13 protein-coding genes are annotated in these 17939 nt (G+C 62.5%); 2 read left to right on the top strand and 11 right to left on the bottom strand.

Features of this window, described 5'->3' with window-relative positions; genetic code table 11:
• The 3 genes from IEW17_RS01815 to IEW17_RS01805 form a co-directional block, all read right to left on the bottom strand.
• Positions 1 to 2475, bottom strand: a complete 2475-nt coding sequence (locus IEW17_RS01815) for a PKD domain-containing protein (RefSeq protein ID WP_444542859.1) — start codon at positions 2473 to 2475, stop codon at positions 1 to 3.
• A 54-nt stretch (positions 2476 to 2529) separates the two neighbouring features.
• Positions 2530 to 2706, bottom strand: a complete 177-nt coding sequence (locus tag IEW17_RS01810; protein ID WP_188560300.1) for a hypothetical protein — start codon at positions 2704 to 2706, stop codon at positions 2530 to 2532.
• Between the two features lie 395 nt (positions 2707 to 3101).
• Positions 3102 to 5033, bottom strand: a complete 1932-nt coding sequence (locus IEW17_RS01805; RefSeq protein ID WP_188560299.1) for a DNA topoisomerase IV subunit B — start codon at positions 5031 to 5033, stop codon at positions 3102 to 3104.
• A 201-nt stretch (positions 5034 to 5234) separates the two neighbouring features.
• On the opposite strand from IEW17_RS01805, the gene IEW17_RS01800 reads away from it, so the two are divergent.
• Together IEW17_RS01800 and IEW17_RS01795 are read left to right on the top strand one after the other, a co-directional pair.
• On the top strand, positions 5235 to 6431 hold the full coding sequence (locus IEW17_RS01800; RefSeq protein WP_188560298.1) for an AI-2E family transporter: 1197 nt from the start codon (positions 5235 to 5237) through the stop codon (positions 6429 to 6431).
• Between the two features lie 137 nt (positions 6432 to 6568).
• The gene (locus IEW17_RS01795) at positions 6569 to 8074 is read left to right on the top strand and encodes an exonuclease domain-containing protein (protein ID WP_188560297.1); all 1506 of its coding nucleotides are present in this window, start codon (positions 6569 to 6571) and stop codon (positions 8072 to 8074) included.
• Positions 8075 to 8097: 23 nt separating this feature from the next.
• On the opposite strand, the gene IEW17_RS01790 is transcribed toward IEW17_RS01795, so the two are convergent.
• From IEW17_RS01790 to IEW17_RS01755, 8 genes are all read right to left on the bottom strand, one after another.
• Complete coding sequence (locus IEW17_RS01790; RefSeq protein ID WP_229748753.1) at positions 8098 to 9285, bottom strand: T9SS type A sorting domain-containing protein; 1188 nt, start codon at positions 9283 to 9285, stop codon at positions 8098 to 8100.
• Between the two features lie 145 nt (positions 9286 to 9430).
• The gene (locus IEW17_RS01785) at positions 9431 to 9868 is read right to left on the bottom strand and encodes a hypothetical protein (RefSeq protein ID WP_188560295.1); all 438 of its coding nucleotides are present in this window, start codon (positions 9866 to 9868) and stop codon (positions 9431 to 9433) included.
• Between the two features lie 80 nt (positions 9869 to 9948).
• The gene (locus IEW17_RS20755; protein WP_308420581.1) at positions 9949 to 10197 is read right to left on the bottom strand and encodes a type II toxin-antitoxin system VapC family toxin; all 249 of its coding nucleotides are present in this window, start codon (positions 10195 to 10197) and stop codon (positions 9949 to 9951) included.
• A gap of 122 nt (positions 10198 to 10319) precedes the next feature.
• On the bottom strand, positions 10320 to 10517 hold the full coding sequence (locus IEW17_RS01775) for a hypothetical protein (protein WP_188560294.1): 198 nt from the start codon (positions 10515 to 10517) through the stop codon (positions 10320 to 10322).
• 134 nt (positions 10518 to 10651) lie between these two features.
• The gene (acs, locus tag IEW17_RS01770) at positions 10652 to 12562 is read right to left on the bottom strand and encodes an acetate--CoA ligase (RefSeq protein WP_188560293.1); all 1911 of its coding nucleotides are present in this window, start codon (positions 12560 to 12562) and stop codon (positions 10652 to 10654) included.
• Between the two features lie 124 nt (positions 12563 to 12686).
• Entirely contained in the window at positions 12687 to 14612 is a 1926-nt protein-coding gene (locus IEW17_RS01765; protein WP_188560292.1) for an AMP-binding protein, read from the bottom strand.
• A 74-nt stretch (positions 14613 to 14686) separates the two neighbouring features.
• Positions 14687 to 15058, bottom strand: a complete 372-nt coding sequence (locus IEW17_RS01760; RefSeq protein WP_188560291.1) for a response regulator transcription factor — start codon at positions 15056 to 15058, stop codon at positions 14687 to 14689.
• 15 nt (positions 15059 to 15073) lie between these two features.
• Positions 15074 to 17887 carry a sensor histidine kinase gene (locus IEW17_RS01755; RefSeq protein WP_188560290.1) on the bottom strand — a complete coding sequence of 938 codons (2814 nt, stop codon included), beginning with the start codon at positions 17885 to 17887 and terminating at the stop codon, positions 15074 to 15076.
• Positions 17888 to 17939 lie beyond the last annotated feature (52 nt).

Genomic DNA, 17939 nt, shown 5'->3' with positions numbered 1-17939 from the left:
CTAATCACCGTTGGCAGTCAGCACATTGGGCAGCCGGAACGCCTCGCTCAGCGTCACCACGAATTCGACCACGGCCGGGCACGGCCGGCCCTGGTCGACCTCGACGCGGTAGCGGCCGGGCGCGGCCACGCTGATGGCGGGGGTGCGCGCGCCGGTGCTCCAGGTGTAGGCCAGCCCGCTCACGAAGGGCGTGAGGCGGGTGGGGTCGAGCACGAGCGGGCGGCCGCAGTCCAGCGAGTCGGTCACCAGGCGCATGGAGGCCGGCGGCAGCACCGCCACCGGCACGCTGGCCGTGGCCGAGCCGGCCCCGCAGATGTTGCCCGTGCTGCGGCGGGTGACCACCAGCCGGGCCGTGTAGGTGCCCGCCGTGGCGTAGGTGTGCCGCGGGGCCCGGGCCGTGTCGAGGGGGCTGCCATCGCCAAAATCCCAGCTGTAGAGCAGGGAGCTGGCCGAATTATTCACGAACTGCACCGCGTAGGGCGCGCAACCGGCGGGCGGCGTGGCCACGGCCACCAAAATGCCGGCACCGCCCGCCGGAGACAGGTCAAACTTGAAAGCCGCCGCGTCGTTGCCAGTCGTGGACCCCGCCGAGTAAGCCCCCGGCGTGGTACCGAAGGCCTGGCCGGTGCTGCACGTGACGTGGTAGAGCACCCCGGCCCTCGTGACGTAGTTGGCCGCGGCAAAGTGCGAGTGCGTGCCAAAGGAAACAGACTGATTCTGGTTCGGCTCACCGAGAAAAGTTGCGTAAAGCAGCGCGGAAGCATTTTCGGCCAGCGTGGCCAGGTACATGGCCCGGGGCTGACTGAACAGCGCACCGGGGGTGATTGGACAGCCGGGGCTGGCAATAGCACCCGCGTAGGCACTGAAATAAAGCCGACCGCAGTCGTCGCGGCCAAACGCCGTAACGACGTTGGACCCATTGAAGCCGTTGAGTTGGCTAAACCCAAGCACGCTGATTTGGGTCGAGAAAAGGGTGCTGCTGAGGCCGGGGCTCAAGCCGTGCAGAAACACCCCGGTGGTGTTGGGAGCCACGGCGCCAAAAGTGCCGCCCGTGCGCGGGTACGCGCCATCGGATGCGCCGGCCACCAGCACGCTGCCGGTGGCATCGGAGTCCAGAAAACGGGCCACATCGTTGGCCGATGTGCCCAAAAAAGTACCTGCCAACCGGGTGCCCGTGGCGCTGTAGCGCAGCACAAACCCATCCCGACCACCCGGCGCGTTTGGCAGCAGGCCTCCGGTACCCACCGGCATGTTGAAGCTCAGCGTGCTGCCACAAACGTACACATCGCCGCCAGGAGCTACTTTCACGTCATTGGCCAGGTCCTCGGCGACTCCGCCAAGGTAGGTCGACCAGCGCAGCCGCGAGAGGTCGGGGGCCAGCCGGGTGAGAACCCCATCGGTGCCGCCACCGCGGGTGGGCTGGGCCGCGTTGAGCACCGGGTAGTCCGCCGAAATAGTGCTGCTGACCACCAGCACATCACCGGCGGGGTCTTGGGCCAGGGCCGCCGGCACCGAGGAGAAGCCTCCGGCCTCTTCGCCGCTGCCCCCCAGGAACGTGGAGGCCAGAATGGCCGTGCCTGCGGCATTGAGGCGGGTCACGGCCAGGTCGCGGGCGAAGCCGCCGCCCCCGCCGGAGCCCAGGGTCCGATCGAAGGCGGTGGCCGTGGTGGGGTAGTCGGCCGAGCGCGTGGCGGCCAGCACCAGCAGTTCACCGGCCGCGTTTATGTCGAAATCCAAGGGGTAGTCTTCGCCGAATCCATTGCCGTTGCCGCCCAGGTAGGTGGCGTAAATTAGACTGCTGCCGGTGGCCGAGAACTTTGAGATGCCGATGTTGCCCGGCGAGTAATTGGCTTTGATGGCCCCGAGCGTGACCGGGTAGCCGGGACCCAGCACGAAGCTGCCCGTGAACATGTTGCCCGCCGCATCGGCCGCCGTGCAGTTGGCCGACATGCCACCGGGCGAGCCGGAATAGGTGGCAAATACCAGCACAGGGTCAATGACCAGGCGCTGGGCCGGGTTGTAGCCCGCGCCCAGCGCAAAGCTGACTTCGCGGCCGCGCAGCACGAAGCGGCACGGCACCGGCCGCCGCTGGCCACTGGCCGAGACCTGCCACGCCGCTGGGGCCTGCTCGCGCAGCTCGCCCACGCTGGTGCGCAGCCGCAGGTGGCCTTCCGGGGTAAGGACCAGGCCGTCGAGGCCGTCGTAGCGCAGGCGAATGGCGGCCGGCTGCGCGCCGGGGGCCAGCTCAAAGTCGTATTCCAGCTCGCCGCTGTCGGCCTGCCGGTGCCAGCGCACGTCGATGCCGGGGTAGGCTTCGTGGTAGCGCACCCCGGCAAACAGGGGCACCTGGGCGGCCCAGTGGGCGGGGTCGTTGCCCAGAAAGTAGTTATGAAAAGCCGCTTGCCTGGCCTCGCCGGTCAGGGCCGGGGCGGGGGCCGCCCCAACCATCGTGACGCGAAAGGCATGGCCGGCCACCGGGGTCCGGCCCGCGCCCGCTTCCGGATAGTGCCCCGGCCGGGCCGATAAGGTTTAAGTGAAGCAGCTGTTTTCGAGGAAAAGCCGCCCGCCGGGCAGGTCCACCGCGTATTTCACCGGCTTGGCCCATTGGCCGTGGTTGGGCACGAAGGGCACTTGGGAAACCGGAACTGTGGCCCGGGCCACGGCGGCGGTGCTCAAAAATAAGCCCAGCACTAAAAAGGGTCGCATAAACAATTGGGTCATAAATGTGGAAAGGTTACGGAGTCAAACTCACGGGTAATGAGGCCCGTTCCCGCAACAGCGGAAGCGGTTGATTCTGGCTGGTTTGGGGGGTGAAACGGAGGAGCCAAAACGGCACAACAACTGCGCCATTGTGCGATGGGTGATTGAAATGTTTATGTTCAGCTATACCTGTCAAAGAGTAGTCTGCGCAAAAGTCAGTAGGAAACGGCCCCAAACCATACGTTTTGTCCTTCCCAAAAAAGCCTCTGGCGAGGCCAGAGGCTTTTTTGGGAAGGACTATTTCTACGCCGGCCGGCCGGTCCTGGAGCAGTTTTCAGGTTTGGGTACAGGTTTTGCGAGCGCCGCAGAGACGCAACAGCTACACCAACCTGGAAACTGCTCTAAGCCTCCACTTCCGCCACGGGCAGCGCATCCGAGGTCACAAGGTCTTTTTCCAGGCGCAGGTTGTCGATGATAAATTCCTGGCGGGCGGGCGTGTTTTTGCCCATATAGTAGGTGAGCACCTGCTGAATACTGCGGTCCGACTGCAGAATGACGGGCTCGAGCTTGATGTTCTCGCCGATGAATTTGCCGAACTCGTCAGGCGAAATCTCACCCAGGCCCTTAAAGCGGGTGATTTCGGGGTTTTTGCCCAGCTTGCGCATGGCGGCCTGCTTCTCGCTTTCGTTGTAGCAGTAGATGGTTTCCTTCTTATTGCGCACCCGGAACAGGGGCGTTTCAAGAATAAAAACGTGGCCGTTGCGCACTAAATCCGGGAAAAACTGCAGGAAGAACGTGAGCAGCAGCAGCCGGATGTGCATGCCGTCGACATCGGCATCGGTGGCTACTACCACGCGGTTGTAGCGCAGGTGCTCGATGCCTTCCTCGATGTTGAGGGCGTGCTGCAGCAGGTTCAGCTCCTCGTTCTCGTACACGATTTTCTTCTTCAGCCCGAAGCAGTTTAGCGGCTTGCCGCGCAGGCTGAACACAGCCTCCAACTCCACGTTGCGGCTCTTGGTGATGCTACCCGAGGCCGAATCGCCCTCAGTGATGAAGAGCGTGGTGAGCAGCTCCTTTTCGGCGCCGTCCTTCGCATTTTCGCCCAGGTGGAAGCGGCAGTCGCGCAGCTTGCGGTTGTGCAGGTTGGCTTTTTTAGCGCGTTGGTTGGCCAGCTTTTTCACGCCGGCCATGTCCTTGCGCTCCCGCTCGCTCTGCTCAATGCGCTTGCGCAGGGCCTCGGCGGCGGCGGCGTTTTTGTGCAGGTAGTTGTCGAGGTATTCCTTGACGAAATCGAGGATGAAGCCGCGCACCGTGGGGCCGTCCTCACCCATGTTCACGCTGCCCAGCTTGGTCTTGGTCTGGCTTTCGAACACGGGCTCCTGCACCCGCACCGAGATGGCGGCAATGATGCTGGCCCGGATGTCGGCCGCGTCGTAGTCCTTCTTGTAAAACTCGCGCACGGCCTTCACCACGGCCTCGCGAAAAGCCGCCAGGTGGGTACCGCCCTGGGTAGTGTACTGGCCGTTTACGAAGGAATAATACTCCTCGCCGTAGTCGTTGCCGTGGGTCATGGCCATTTCGATATCCAGGGCCTTGAGGTGGATAATCGGGTAGCGCAGGTGCTCCACGTCGGCCTTGCGGGCCAGCAGGTCGAGCAGGCCGTTTTCGGAGTAGTACTTCTGGCCGTTGAAGTTAATCGTGAGGCCGGCGTTGAGGTACACGTAGTTCCAGACCTGATTTTCGAGGTACTCCGGGATGAAGCGGTAGTTTTTGAAAATCGTGTCATCGGGCTGGAACGTGACGAGCGTACCGTTCCGCTGGCTGGTTTTGATGGGCTTGGGGTCGGCCACCAGGTTGCCCTGGCCAAACTCGGCCGCCTTCATAATGCCCTCGCGCACGCTTTGCACCAGGAAATAGCCGCTCAGCGCATTCACGGCCTTGGTGCCCACGCCGTTCAGGCCCACGGATTTTTGGAATACCTTGGAATCGTATTTGCCACCGGTGTTGATTTTGCTCACCACATCCACCACCTTGCCCAGCGGAATGCCGCGGCCGTAATCGCGTACCTGCACCCGCGAATCCGAGATTTTGATGTCGATGGTGCGGCCGTGGCCCATCACGTACTCATCGATGCAGTTATCCACCACCTCTTTCACCAGCACATAAATGCCGTCGTCGTAAGCCGACCCGTCACCCAGCTTGCCGATATACATGCCCGGCCGCAAGCGGATGTGCTCGCGCCAGTCCAGCGACCGAATGCTGTCTTCGTTGTAGCCGTGGTCGGGCACTTTAGGGGTTGCTTCCAGGTCGTCGACAAGTAGTTCGTCTTTCATTACAAAAAATACGTAAGGGGAGCAGATTTCAGGTAAAATAACGCAGAAAAGGGCAGCTTGCCAAGCCGGCCCCTACCAGTTAGCTTAGCTAAACCCGCCAATTTATTTAGTTTTTAACACGGTCCTTCACCCGGCAGTTCACCCGGCCAGGGTATGGTTCCGGAATTTATTTCTCCCCCGAATCCCCTTTTCTATTCCTAAATGTTTCCCCGCCCCAATACCCTCAATCAGCCGCGTAACCTGCCCTCACCCACGCAAAACCACGCGCCGGCCGAGGTTAAGCAGGCCCCGATTGTGTACTACACCTTTTTGCTGATTGGGCTTTCGCTGCTGGTGTTCGTGCTGCGCAAGCTCGATAACGTGCTGCTGCCCATCCTCTTTGCAGCCTTACTGGCGGTGTTGCTCCTGCCGCTGGTCACGCGCCTGGAGCGGTGGAAGCTTCCGCGCGTCTGGGCCATCATTGTAGCCTTGCTGTTGGTGATTGGAACGCTGGTGGGGCTTTTTTACCTGTTTGGCTCCCAGATAATGAGTTTGCGGGAGGAGCTGCCCAAACTCCAGGCCAAGAGCGTTCAGTACTTCGACCAGGTTCAGCAGTGGGCTCAGGCCAAGTTCGGTTATCAGCCCATGAGCAAGGAGCAGCTGATTGACAGCTCGATGAAATCAGTAAAGAGTTCAGCTGGCGGCTTTTTAGGCTCCACGCTTAGCACCACGGCGGGTGTTCTGAGCGTGACTACGCTGGTGCCGATTTACATTTTCTGCTTTCTGTACTACCGCGACCACATGCGCCAATTCATGTTCCGTTTCGTGACTCCCGACAAACGAACCAGCGTGCTGCACACCATGGACAGCATCCAAACGGTAGTGCAGGCCTACATTCAGGGCTTGCTCACGGTAATTGTCATTGTGTCAATCCTCAACGCCATTGGCTTGCTGGTGCTGGGCGTGAAATTCGCCGTGTTTTTTGCCATTTTCGCCTCGGTGCTAGCCATTATTCCTTACATCGGCATTCTGGTGGGTTCGGCCATTCCAGCGCTGGTTACGCTGGTCGAGACCGGTTCGCCGGGCAAGGCGGCCGCGGTGGTGGGCGTTTTCGTATTTGTCCAGTTCTTGGAAGGCAACTTCATCACGCCCATGATTACGGGCTCGAAAGTGAGTATCAACCCAATGGCGGCCATCATCGCCCTGATTCTGGGTGGCGAGCTGTGGGGCACGCCGGGCATGATTCTCAGCATTCCGCTGATTGCGGTGTTAAAAGTGGTATTTGATGCCAGCAAGACCACCGAGCCCTGGGGCTTTTTGCTCGGCGATGTAACTGATGGCGAGGACACAAAAAGAGATACTTCGGATGACCGGCCTGGCTTTTTCGCCAAAGTCTGGCGCCTGGTGAAGCGAACGTAGCGCGGACTATTGGTCCGCGATTGACCGCATAAGGTTGCAGCATGAGGCGCGGACTCAAAGCCCGCGCCCCATGCTGCAACCTTATGCATGGCTAAGTTTGTTAGCTTCCCTCCTACTCATTTAGCTAGCGCCGCGCTTTGTACGCCATTATCGACCTTGAAACCACCGGCGGGCAGCCCACGCAGGACCGCATCACCGAAATAGCCATTTACATTCACGACGGTGAGAAAATCGTGGACGAGTACGCCACCCTGCTCAACCCCGGCCGGGCCATTCCGCCGTTTATCACCCAGCTCACCGGCATCACCAACGACATGGTGAGCACCGCGCCCAAGTTCCACGAAGTGGCCCGCAAGGTGGTGGAAATGACCGAAGGCTGCGTGTTTGTGGCCCACAACGTGCGCTTCGACTACTCGTTTCTGAAGAAAGAGTTTGCCGACCTCGGCTACAACTATTCGCGCAAAACGCTGTGCACCGTGCGGCTTTCACGCAGCCTCATTCCCGGGCAGCCCAGCTACAGCCTCGGCAAGCTGTGCCAGAACATTGGCATTCCGCTCGAAGGCCGGCACCGCGCCGCTGGCGATGCCCACGCCACGGCCCTGCTCTTCGGCAAGCTGCTGAAGATTACCACCGAAACCGAAGACCTGCCCCACGGCACCGACACCAGCCACACCCTGGCCCGCGTGGATGCCCTGGCCCCCGCCGGCCGCAACCAAAGGTCAGCGTCAGCTAAGCCCGAGGGCACCAAAGCCCCGTCGCCCAAGCGCGTGGCCGCCGTGCAGTCGGCCATTCGGGAGGCGCTGATGCCGCCGCTGGTGTCGGCGGCGCTGGTGGCCAGCCTGCCGCAGGCCACGGGCGTGTACTATTTCCACAACGAGGCCGGCGAGGTGATTTACGTGGGCAAGTCCATCAACATCTACAAGCGCATTCAGCAGCACTTTGCGGTGGACGTGAAGTCGCGCAAGAGCCTGGAATTCAAGAATTCCATTGCCGACATTACCTGGGAGCTCACCGGCTCGGAGCTGGTGGCGCTGCTCTACGAGTCACACCTGATTAAGTTGATGAAGCCGGCCTACAACCGGGCGCAGCGGCGCTCGGTGTTTCCGGCCGGCATCTACTTGCGGGTCGATGAGCAGGGCTACAAGCGCCTGGCCTACGGCCGAGCCGATGCGCGCAACGCCGAAATCCCCATTATCGCGCTCGGCAATCAGTTCAAGGCCCAGGGCTTTCTCTACCACAAAGTGGCCAAGTACAATTTATGCCAAAAGCTCTGCGGCCTGTACAAAACGCCGGGCAGCTGCTTCGACTTCCAAGTACACCGCTGCCTGGGGGCCTGCGTGGGCCAGGAGCCGCCCGAGAGCTACAATCTGCGCGTGGACGAGGCCATCGACAGCATCAGCTACGAGCACGAAACCTTCGTGGTCATCGGGGCGGGCCGCACGGAGCTGGAAAAAAGCATCGTGCTGATAGAAAACGGCCGCTACCGAGGCTTCGGCTACGTGGATGAAACCTTCACGGCGCGCAGGCTGGCCGATTTCCGGGACGTCATTCAGCTATATACCGACAACAAAGACGTGCAGCAGATTATCCGGCAGCACCTGCGCACCAAGCGCAAGGGCGAGCGGGTGAAGGTGTTCGGGTAAAGGCCATTTTTTGCCGCACTCTCCTACCATGCTTCTTTGCTGATTTTACGCCGACGCATTTGCGCGCCGGCCACCGCTTGCAGGACATACAGCCCGGGCGGCAAAAAAGCTAGGTTTAGCAGCAAGCCGTTGGTCGGCCAAGCGTGTTGGGCAGCGTACACCCGCCGCCCTAAGGCGTCGTAAATGGATACGTTAGCAACGCTTGCGGCCACTGGCAAGACCACGTTGAGCTGGTCAACAAACGGATTGGGGTACGCCGTCATGTCCCGTCCGTTACCAAGGGCTGCCGGACTGCCAACCGGGGTTTCCAATACCCGACGAAACGACGCGAATTGCTGCGCGGTCAAAGCTTTGTGCGAAAAGAGTGCGTGCGTTGACAGTACCCCAAAGGCGGTCCAGTACGACCGGTTATCGGTTTGAAAAACGCTGCTGCCGCTCTGCCCAAAAGCACCGTCGAAGTGACCGAGTACTTCGATTGCGATTCCTCGTAAACGTGCCCGACCGTACTCATAGAACAAGGTGTCGCCGTTGTATTTTTCTGGCGGCATGATGCTTCTACCAGGATAGCTGAATTTGTGCCAGAGCTGACGAGAATAACTGGCCGTATCAACATCGAAACCCAGCCCTAACCAGCCGGTGGTGCGACCGATGGGGTGTGCCAATTCAATGAGTGCGATATCGTCCTCAAAAACGCCGTCCAGCCATGATTTCAAAAAGTAGTACCGCAAGCTGCTGGTGACCGGCAACCCGGCAAACTGCCCGTTATCGAACGCTGGCGCCACCAAGAGGCTATCAGGTTCGATGGTCCGTATCGGAGCGGAAAAGTCGCTGATGCAGTGTGCAGCGGTCAGCACGTACCGCTCGCCTACAAGGGTACCCGAGCAAATCTGCTCGCGGCGGCCGTTTCGCACGGTAAACAAGTTGACGGCGGTGCAGGCGGGAAATACCGTGACTGCTCCGCGCGTGGCCGCCCGCACACGGCGGGCAAATTGGGTACCCGGCACTAGGTTGGCGCTTGGCAACGAAACCGGCATCGCTAGTAAGCCCGGCACCACTCCCTGCGAAAAAGCGGTGCGGTCGGTTCGGAGTGCCGCGTTGGTTGGTACTGCGGCCAAGGTATCGCGCCGCTGGGTGCGGGTATTGAAGCGGATAAGCTCGTTGCCTTGGCCTTGCGCCGGGCTGGCCAGCCAGCTAGCTAGCAACAAGAGCATCAAGGCGCGAGAGAAAACAATTTTAATCGATGGGCATAGAATTCTGTGCATTGAGTAAGCAACGGCTGTAAGTGCTTTTTAGTATTGCCCCAGCCACGCGGCGCGGTGGTCACGAGGACCGCGGCTCCACCACGCTCGCCCCGCCTCAGGCACCGCCCAGCAGCCCTTTGATGTCCTTCACGTTGAGGCGGGCAAACTTGCGCACCCGGTCGAACTGGGCGGCGGTTTCTTCCTGCTCCTCTTCTTTGGGCAGCGGGGTTGGCACGTGGGTGCGCAGCAGGTCGAACGCGGTGCCGGCAATGTCGAGGTAGCTGGCGAAGTGCAGGTAGAACTGATTTTTCTCGTCCTCGGAGTAGCCCTTGGTGCGAATGGCTTTGGTGAGGACTTCAAGCTGCGCGGTTTCGTCGGTGTGCAGGTCGCGCAGGGCCGCGCGGCAGCGAACGGTAAAGCGTCGGCAAAAGCCACGGCTTGAAGGAAGCGGGCCTCGGCCTCGTACACAGCGACTAGGTGCTTTTGCAGGCTGGCCCACAGGCCGGTGCGGGCCTTCTCGAAGGCTGGGTTGCTGAGGGGGGAGGGGTTCCAAACGGGGGCGGGTTGGGGCTGTGGAAGCACGAAGGTAGCCGCCGGTTGCACGGTTGGCACGGGGCCGTTGCCGGGGGCCGTTCATGTTTTCTGGTACGGCACCAGCGCGTCGGGCAGCATGGGAAAATGCTTGGTATTGAGCGTGACTAAGGTGGCGTTGTGGGCCTGGGCAGTGACGGCGATGAGCGCATCGGCGAAGCCGACACCGTGGCTTCGCCGGTACTGCCGCCACAACAAGCCGGCCGCCACCTCTATGCTTTCCGTGACCGGCAGCACATCGTAAACAGCCATCAGGGCGTCCAACTGCTGACGTTCGCGGCCGTCGCGCACCCCGCCGTACGTCTACAACCACGGCTGACAACAGGTGTTGTTCGGCCGTAGCTTCGACGTAGCCGACCGCCGCGGGGTGGTTGCGCAGATAATTCACGAAAATGCTGGTATCCAGCAGCAGGCTATTCATTTGCTGCCAAGGTTGGCTCCCAGCCCGCCGACCTCGCCTGGTCAAAATTGGGCAAGTCGGTGCGGTGTTGCCACATGCCACGGGCCTGCCGCAGGGCCGTTAGCCGGTTACTGGCCGCCGCCTGCTGCACCAGCTGCTCCACCGCGTCGTGCAGCAGTTCGGCTTCGGGCTTGCCGGTGCGTTGGGCCAATTAGCGCCCGGCTTCGCTATCGGCGGGCGAAAGGGTAAATTGGTTGGGTTGCATGGCGGGGCAGATTAGGATTTTAAAACTAACACGGCCCGCTGAAACGAGTTCAGCGGGCCGGGCGGACAGAACGGGCGGGCCTACTTCTTGCCGGCTAAAATCTCGTCCACAATCAGCGGGTCGAGCAGGGTGGTCACGTCGCCGAGGTTAGTGGTTTCGCCTTCGGCAACTTTGCGCAGGATGCGGCGCATGATTTTGCCGGAGCGGGTTTTGGGCAGGCCGCTCACAATTTGAATCTTGTCGGGCTTGGCAATGCGGCCGATTTCGGCCACCACGGCTTCGATGATGCTGGCCTCGGCCATCTGGATTTCGAGGTCGGTGGTGGGCACGCCGTGCTGGCAGATGACGTAGGCGTAGATGCCCTGGCCTTTCACGTCGTGCGGATAGCCCACCACGGCGCTTTCCACCACGTACTCGCTCTGGTTGATGGCGTTTTCGATTTCGGCCGTGCCGAAGCGGTGGCCGCTCACATTGATGACGTCATCGACCCGGCCAATGATGCGGTACAGGCCGTTTTCGTCGCGCCGGGCCCCGTCGCCGGTGAAGTAGTAACCGGGGTAGGGCTGGAAATACGTCTGCTGGGCACGCTCGTGGTCGCCCCAGGTGGTACGAATTACCCCCGGCCAGCTGCCCTTGATGGCCAGGTAGCCTTCCTGGTCGTTGCCTTCGATTTCGGTGCCGTCCTGGTTCAGCAGCACGGGCTGCACGCCGGGCAGCGGCAGGCCGGCGCGGGCCGGCACGCTGGGCGTGATACCGGCCAGGGCCGAAATCATAATGCCGCCGGTTTCGGTCTGCCACCAGGTGTCGACGATGGGGCAGCGGCCTTTGCCCACGTGCTGGTGGTACCAGTGCCAGGCCTCCTCGTTGATGGGCTCGCCCACCGAGCCCAGGATGCGCAGGCTACTGAGCGAGTAGCTCAGCACGTTGTCGATGGGCGTGGCCATCAGGCTGCGGATGGCCGTGGGCGCGGTGTAGAAAATGGTGACGTGGTGCTTGTCGATGACTTCCCAAAACCGGCCGGCGCTGGGGTACGTGGGCACGCCCTCGAAGAGCAGCGTGGTGCCGCCGGCCAGCAGCGGCCCGTAGAGGCCGTAGGTGTGGCCCGTGACCCAGCCAATGTCGGCCGTGCACCAGTACACGTCGTTTTCCTCCACCTGAAACACGTTGCGGAACGTGTAGTCGGCCCACACCATGTAGCCGGCCTGGCTGTGCACCACGCCCTTGGGCTTGCCGGTGCTGCCGCTGGTATACAGGATGAAGAGCGGGTCTTCGGCGGCCATTTCCTCGACGGGGCAGGTTTTTTCCACGTCCTGCACCTCGTCGTGAAACCATACGTCGCGGCCGGCCCGCATCTCCACGGGCCAGCTGGTGTGCTCCACCACCAGCACCCGGCGCACCGAGGGGCAGTGCAGCAGGGCCTCGTCCACCACGCTCTTCACCGGAATCTGCTTGGCCCCGCGCTCCAAGGCGTCGGCGGTGATGATGAAGGTGGCTTGGGCATCGTTCACGCGGTCGGCGATGGCGGTGGCCGAAAAGCCGGCGAACACCACGCCGTGCACTGCCCCGATGCGGGCGCAGGCCAGCACGGCAATGGCCAGCTGCGGAATCATGGGCAGGTAGAGCACCACCCGGTCCCCTTTTTTCACACCGTTTTTCTTCAGCACGTTGGCCATCTGACACACCTGCGTGTGCAGCTCGCGGTAGGTGAGGCGCAGGTGGCGGGTTTTGGGGTCGTTGGGCTCGAAGATGATGGCCAGCTTGTTGGCGCGCTGCTCCAGGTGGCGGTCGAGGCAGTTTTCGGTGATGTTGAGCGTAGCGCCTTGGTACCAGGTGCTGGTGCCCGCCGGCGAGAACTCGCCGCCGCGCACGGTGTCCCATTTCTTGCGCCAGGTGAAGGGTTCGGCGGCTGCCGCCCAAAAGGCATCGGGGTCTTCTACGGACTGTCGGTAGTCGACGTGGTATTCTTCGAGGGTGCGAACGCGCGAGTGCATATGATGAGGTGAAATGGTAAGCTAAGAGTGGAGGAAACTAGCAAAAAGGACTTGTCATTGAATGTATCCTATTCACTTTCAATTGTTGTCATTTGGGGCTTTAAGACATTTGCCCATTCATTATTCAGGTTGATTTGGTGGTTTCGAAGGCTACCCCCACGCCGCGCCGGGCCAGGCCAGCGCGGATTTCATCCAGAATCCCGGGGTCGTCAATCGTAGCGGGCAGGGCAAAATCTTCGCCGTCGGCCAGCTGGCGCAGGGTTTTGCGGAGGATTTTGCCGGAACGGGTTTTGGGCAGGCGGGCCACGCAGAGCACGGTGCGGAAGCAGGCCAGCGCACCGATAGTGGCCCGCACGGCCGCCACCAGCTCCTTTTCCAACTGCCCCTCGCCTATCGTCTGGCCGTCCTTCAGCACCACCAGGCCCATGGGCACCTGGCCGCGCAGGCTGTCGGCGATGCCGAGCACGGCGCATTCGGCCACGGCCGGGTGGGCAGCCAGTATCTCCTCAATCTCGCCGGTGCTCAGGCGGTGGCCGGCCACGTTTATCACGTCATCGACCCGGCCCATGATGTAGGTATAGCCCTCGTGGTCGCGGTAGCCGCCGTCGCCGCTGAGGTAGTAGCCGGGAAACGGGGCCAGGTAAGACTCGTGAAAGCGGGCGTCGTCGTTCCACAGCGTGGGGAAGCAGCCGGGGGGCAGCGGCAGTTTCACGGCCACCAGGCCAGTAGTGCCGGGGGCCACCGGTTCGCCCACCTCATCGAGGATATGCACATCATAGCCCGGCACGGGGTGGCCGGCACTGCCGGCGCGGGGGGCGGGCATCCCTTCCAGGCCCACCAGCGTGGCCAGCATGGGCCAGCCGCTCTCGGTTTGCCACCAATGGTCTACCACCGGCACGCCCAGCAGCTGCTGGGCCCAGGCGTAGGTGGCGGGGTCACAACGCTCGCCGGCCAGAAACAAGTGGCGCAGGCTGCTCAGGTTATACTGCCGGGCCAGCCGGCCGTCGGAATCTTCCTTTTTGATGGCCCGAATGGCGGTAGGCGCCGTGAACATGACCTGCACCTGGTAGTCCTGGACCAGCCGCCAGAACGTGCCGGCATCGGGCGTGCGCACGGGCTTGCCCTCAAACAGCACGCTGGTGCAGCCCCGCAGCAGCGGCCCGTACACGATGTAGGAATGCCCCACGGCCCAGCCAATATCCGAGCCGGTAAAAATGACGTCGCCGGGCGCGAGGTCATAAATGGCTTCCATGCTGAAGCGCAGGGCCACGGCGTGGCCGCCGTGGTCGCGCACTACGCCCTTGGGCCGGCCGGTAGTACCGCTGGTGTACAGAATGTAGAGCGGATGCGTGGCCGGCACCGGCAGGGCCGGCACGGGCGCGGCACGGAGCAGGGTTTGGTAGTCGACATCGCGGCCGGCTTGCAGCTCCGCCGTCACAAACTCGCGCTGCAACACCACGACATGGGCGGGCTTGTGGGTGGCTTTGGCCAGGGCCTCGTCCACCAGCGGCTTGTAGGGAATCACGCGGTCGAACTCCATGCCGCCCGAGGCGCAGATAATGGCACTCGGCCGGGCATCGTCAATCCGCACGGCCAGCTCGTGGGGCGCAAAGCCGCCAAACACCACCGAATGCACCGCCCCGATGCGGGCGCAGGCCAGCATGGCCACTACGGCCTCGGGCACGTTGGGCATGTAGATGATGACCCGGTCGCCCATGGCCACCCCAATTTCCCGTAAGCCGCCGGCAAACCGCGCCGTGAGGTCGAGCAGTTCGGCGTAGGAGTAGCTGCGCCGGGTGCGGGTCACGGGCGAATCGTAGAGCAGCGCGGGCTGGTCGCCCCGCCCCTGCTGCACGTGGTGGTCGAGGCAGAGAAAGGAGGTGTTCAGCTCTCCCCCCGCAAACCAGCGGTAGAAGCCGTTGGCATCCTGCGAAAGCGGATTTTCTGGTTGCTTATCCCAGTGCAGGTGGGTGGCCTGGGCGGCCCAGAAACCGGCCGGGTCGGCCAGACTGGCGGCGTGCGTGGCGGCGTAGGAGCAGGCTGGTTTCATGGCTGGTGGGATTTTGGGTGGGAGGAGTGTGAGCAGAAGTAAGAACGCCATGCTCTTCCGGCGTTCAGGAAACTTTACACGGCCAGCAATTCGCGTACTTTCTCCATTAGCTGGCGGGTGCTGAAGGGCTTGGGAATATACAAATCTGCCCCCACTTCGTAGCCTTTCTGCACATCGGCTTCGCGGCTTTTGGCCGAGAGGAAAATAACCTTGGTACCGGCGCGGTCGGGGCGCTGGCGCAGCTGGCGGCACACCTGCAGGCCGTCCACGTCGGGCATCATAATATCGAGCAGGATGAGGTCGAAGGCGGTTTGGTCGATGGCGGCCAGGGCCTCGGTACCGTTGCGGGCAATGCCCACTTGGTAGCCGTTTTTGCGCATCAGGAATTCAAGCGACATGACGATGTTCGGCTCGTCGTCAACAATCAGAACGTGGGGTGTTTTCATTTGGAAAGAACATTATCAAACGGAAAGGGAGGGCGAGTAAGTGGCAGGAGCGTTGGTGGCCGGCACGGGCAACGGCAGCTCCACAAAGAAGCGGGCCCCCTGGTCGAGCGCACTCTCTACCCAAATGCGGCCGTGGTGCAGCTCCACGATTTTGCGGGTGATGGCCAGACCCAGCCCGGAGCCTTCGGGCTTGCGGATAGTCTGGTTTTGGGCTTGGTAGAACTTGTCGAAGATGAGGTGGTGGGCGGCCGGCGAGATGCCGCGGCCGTTGTCTTCCACGCACAGCAGCACCATGTCGGCCGTGGGCCAGGCCAGCACCGAAATCCGGCCTTGGCCGTTGCTCTGGCAGGCCTTTACGGCATTGGAAAGCAGGTTGACGAGCACCTGCATCAGCCGGTCGCGGTCGGCTAGGAGCACCGGTAAGTCGGTGGGCACATCAACGTGCAGGGCAATGTGCTTGTCGCGCAAGAGCTGGCCCACGGCATCGAGGGCTTCGGCCACCAGCTCGGCTATCGGCACGGGCGTGCGCTCCAGCGTCGCCTGGCCCGATTCGAACTTCTCCAAGTCCAGCACCAGCGAAATGAGGCGGGTGAGGCGTTCCGCCTCGCGCCCGATGGTGAGCTGAAAGCGCTGCTGTTCTTCAGCTTCCAAATCGGGGTTATCGGCCAGGATTTCGGCCAGCGCCCGGATGCTGGTGAGCGGCGTGCGCAGCTCGTGCGTCACGGTGTAGAGGAATTCATCCCTGCGCTGGTCCAGGGCCTGAAGTTGGTCGTAGGCGGCGCGCAGCTCCTCGGTGAGGCGCTGGAGCTGGCGGCTCTGCTTCTGAAGCTGGCGGTTGGCTTCGAGCAGCTGCTGGCTTTCCCTGAGAATGCCCACCACGCTGTCATAGCTGATTTGCTCGGCCCCCGCCACCGAGGCCACCAGCATGCGGGCACTGGCCGGGCCCAGGCTGCCGGCCAGCAGCTTTTCGGCGTACGTGAGCAGGCGAGGGTCGGCAGGAACGGTGACGGAATTACTTAGTGGCTGCGTGAATTCCCCTTCCTGCGCAGCGGGCAACGCGTCTGGGAAGCGGGTGGCGAAGGTGCGCAGGGCTTGGTTGGTGCGCTTTTTTCCCAGGAAGCCGAGGAGCAAGGCGCGCACATCGGGATACGGGGTGCGGCCCTGCCAGCCGGCCACTTCTTCGCCCAGGCTGCGGCGGCTGAACACGTCCACAAATACGTCGGCCTGCCGCAGCTCCAGCGCCGTGGGCGGCCAGGCCAGCGAGAGGCCGATGTAAAGGCCAATGTTGAAAAACCAGCTCCAGAACAGGCCGTGCGAGAGGTAGTCGAGGCCATCCAGCCCGAACAAAGCAAACGGCCGCAGGCTGGCCATTCCGCCCAACCCCTCGGTGAGAATGGAGGCGGGCAGCAGCTGCCCCGGACCCACCAGCGTGGGCAGCACGAGCGTGAAAAACCAGACGCCAAAGCCGGCCACCAGGCCTACCGTGGCCCCGCGCCGGGTCCCGCCCTTCCAATAAAGCCCGCCCAGCACGGCGGGCACAAACTGCGCCACCGCCGCGAACGACACCAGGCCGGTGTTTACCAATGGCAGCTGCTTGCCCACCACCGTGTAGTAGGCGAAGGCCAGCAGCAGCACCAGCACCACGGCCAAACGGCGGCTTTCCAGGGCCACGCGGCCCAGGTAGGCAAACCAGCGGGTCTGGCCCTCGGGGCGGGCGGCGGGCACCCGTACCAGCAGCGGCATGAACAGGTGGTTGCTCATCATCACGCTCAAGGCAATGGTTTCGACGATAATCATGCTGCTGGCCGCCGACAAGCCCCCCAGGTAGGTGAGCAGCGCCAGCCACGAATGGCCCGACGCCAGCGGCAGCGCCAGCACGAACGTGTCGGCATCAATGCCGCTGTTGCCCAGCCGCAGCACGCCCCCGAACGCAATGGGCAACACAAACAGGTTGATGATGATGAGGTAGAGCGGAAACAGCCACATGGCCTTGCGCAGGTGGCTTTCATCCACGTTCTCCACCACGGCTACCTGAAACTGCCGGGGCAGCAGCAGCACCGCCGACATGCTCAGAATGAGCAGCGTAAGCCAGGTAGCCCCGCTGGTGCCCGCGCCGCTCAGCGTGAACAGCTTCCGCAGCGCCGGCACCGCCGCCGCCTGGTCGAACACGTCGGCGAAACCATCGAACAGGCCGTAGGTGACGAACAGGCCCAGCGCCAGAAACGCCACCAGCTTGAGCACACTCTCCACGGCCACGGCCAACACAATGCCTTCGTGCCGCTCGGTAGCTTCTACCGAGCGCACCCCGAACAAGATGGTGAACACCGCCAGCGCCCCCGTGGTGTAGAGCGCCGTGGTGGCGGCCGGCCCGCCCACGCCCGCCCCGCTCCCGGTCAGGGTCACGAACGAGGCCGCAATGGCTTTGATTTGCAGCGCGATGTAGGGCACGATGCCCAGCACGCACACCGCCGTGACCAGCGCACCCAGCGCGGCACTTTTGCCGTAGCGCGCCGAAATAAAATCGGCAATGGAAGTAAGCCGCTGCTGCCGGCACACGCGAATGATTTTGCGCAGCACCAACCACCAGGCCGGGGCCAGCAAGGTGGGCCCGAGGTAAATGCTCACGAATTCAACTCCGTGGGTGGCCGCCCGGCCCACGCTGCCATAATATGTCCAAGCCGTGCAGTACACGGCCATGCTCAGAGCGTATATGTAGGGGTTGCTCACCAGGCTTTTGCGGGCCACCGACCTGCGCTCCGCCGCGTAGGCCACGCCGAAGAGCAGGACCAGGTAGCCGAACGAAAAGCCGATGACGAGCAGCTTGGGCATTGGTTTTAATTATAAATTGAGAATTAAAAATTCGGGGATTAGAAAGCGAGTC

It is taken from the genome of Hymenobacter frigidus, assembly GCF_014640435.1.
Lineage (GTDB): Bacteria > Bacteroidota > Bacteroidia > Cytophagales > Hymenobacteraceae > Hymenobacter > Hymenobacter frigidus.
The sequence above is the reverse complement of the archived record's forward strand: the minus strand, read 5'-3'. Positions and strand labels throughout refer to the sequence as shown.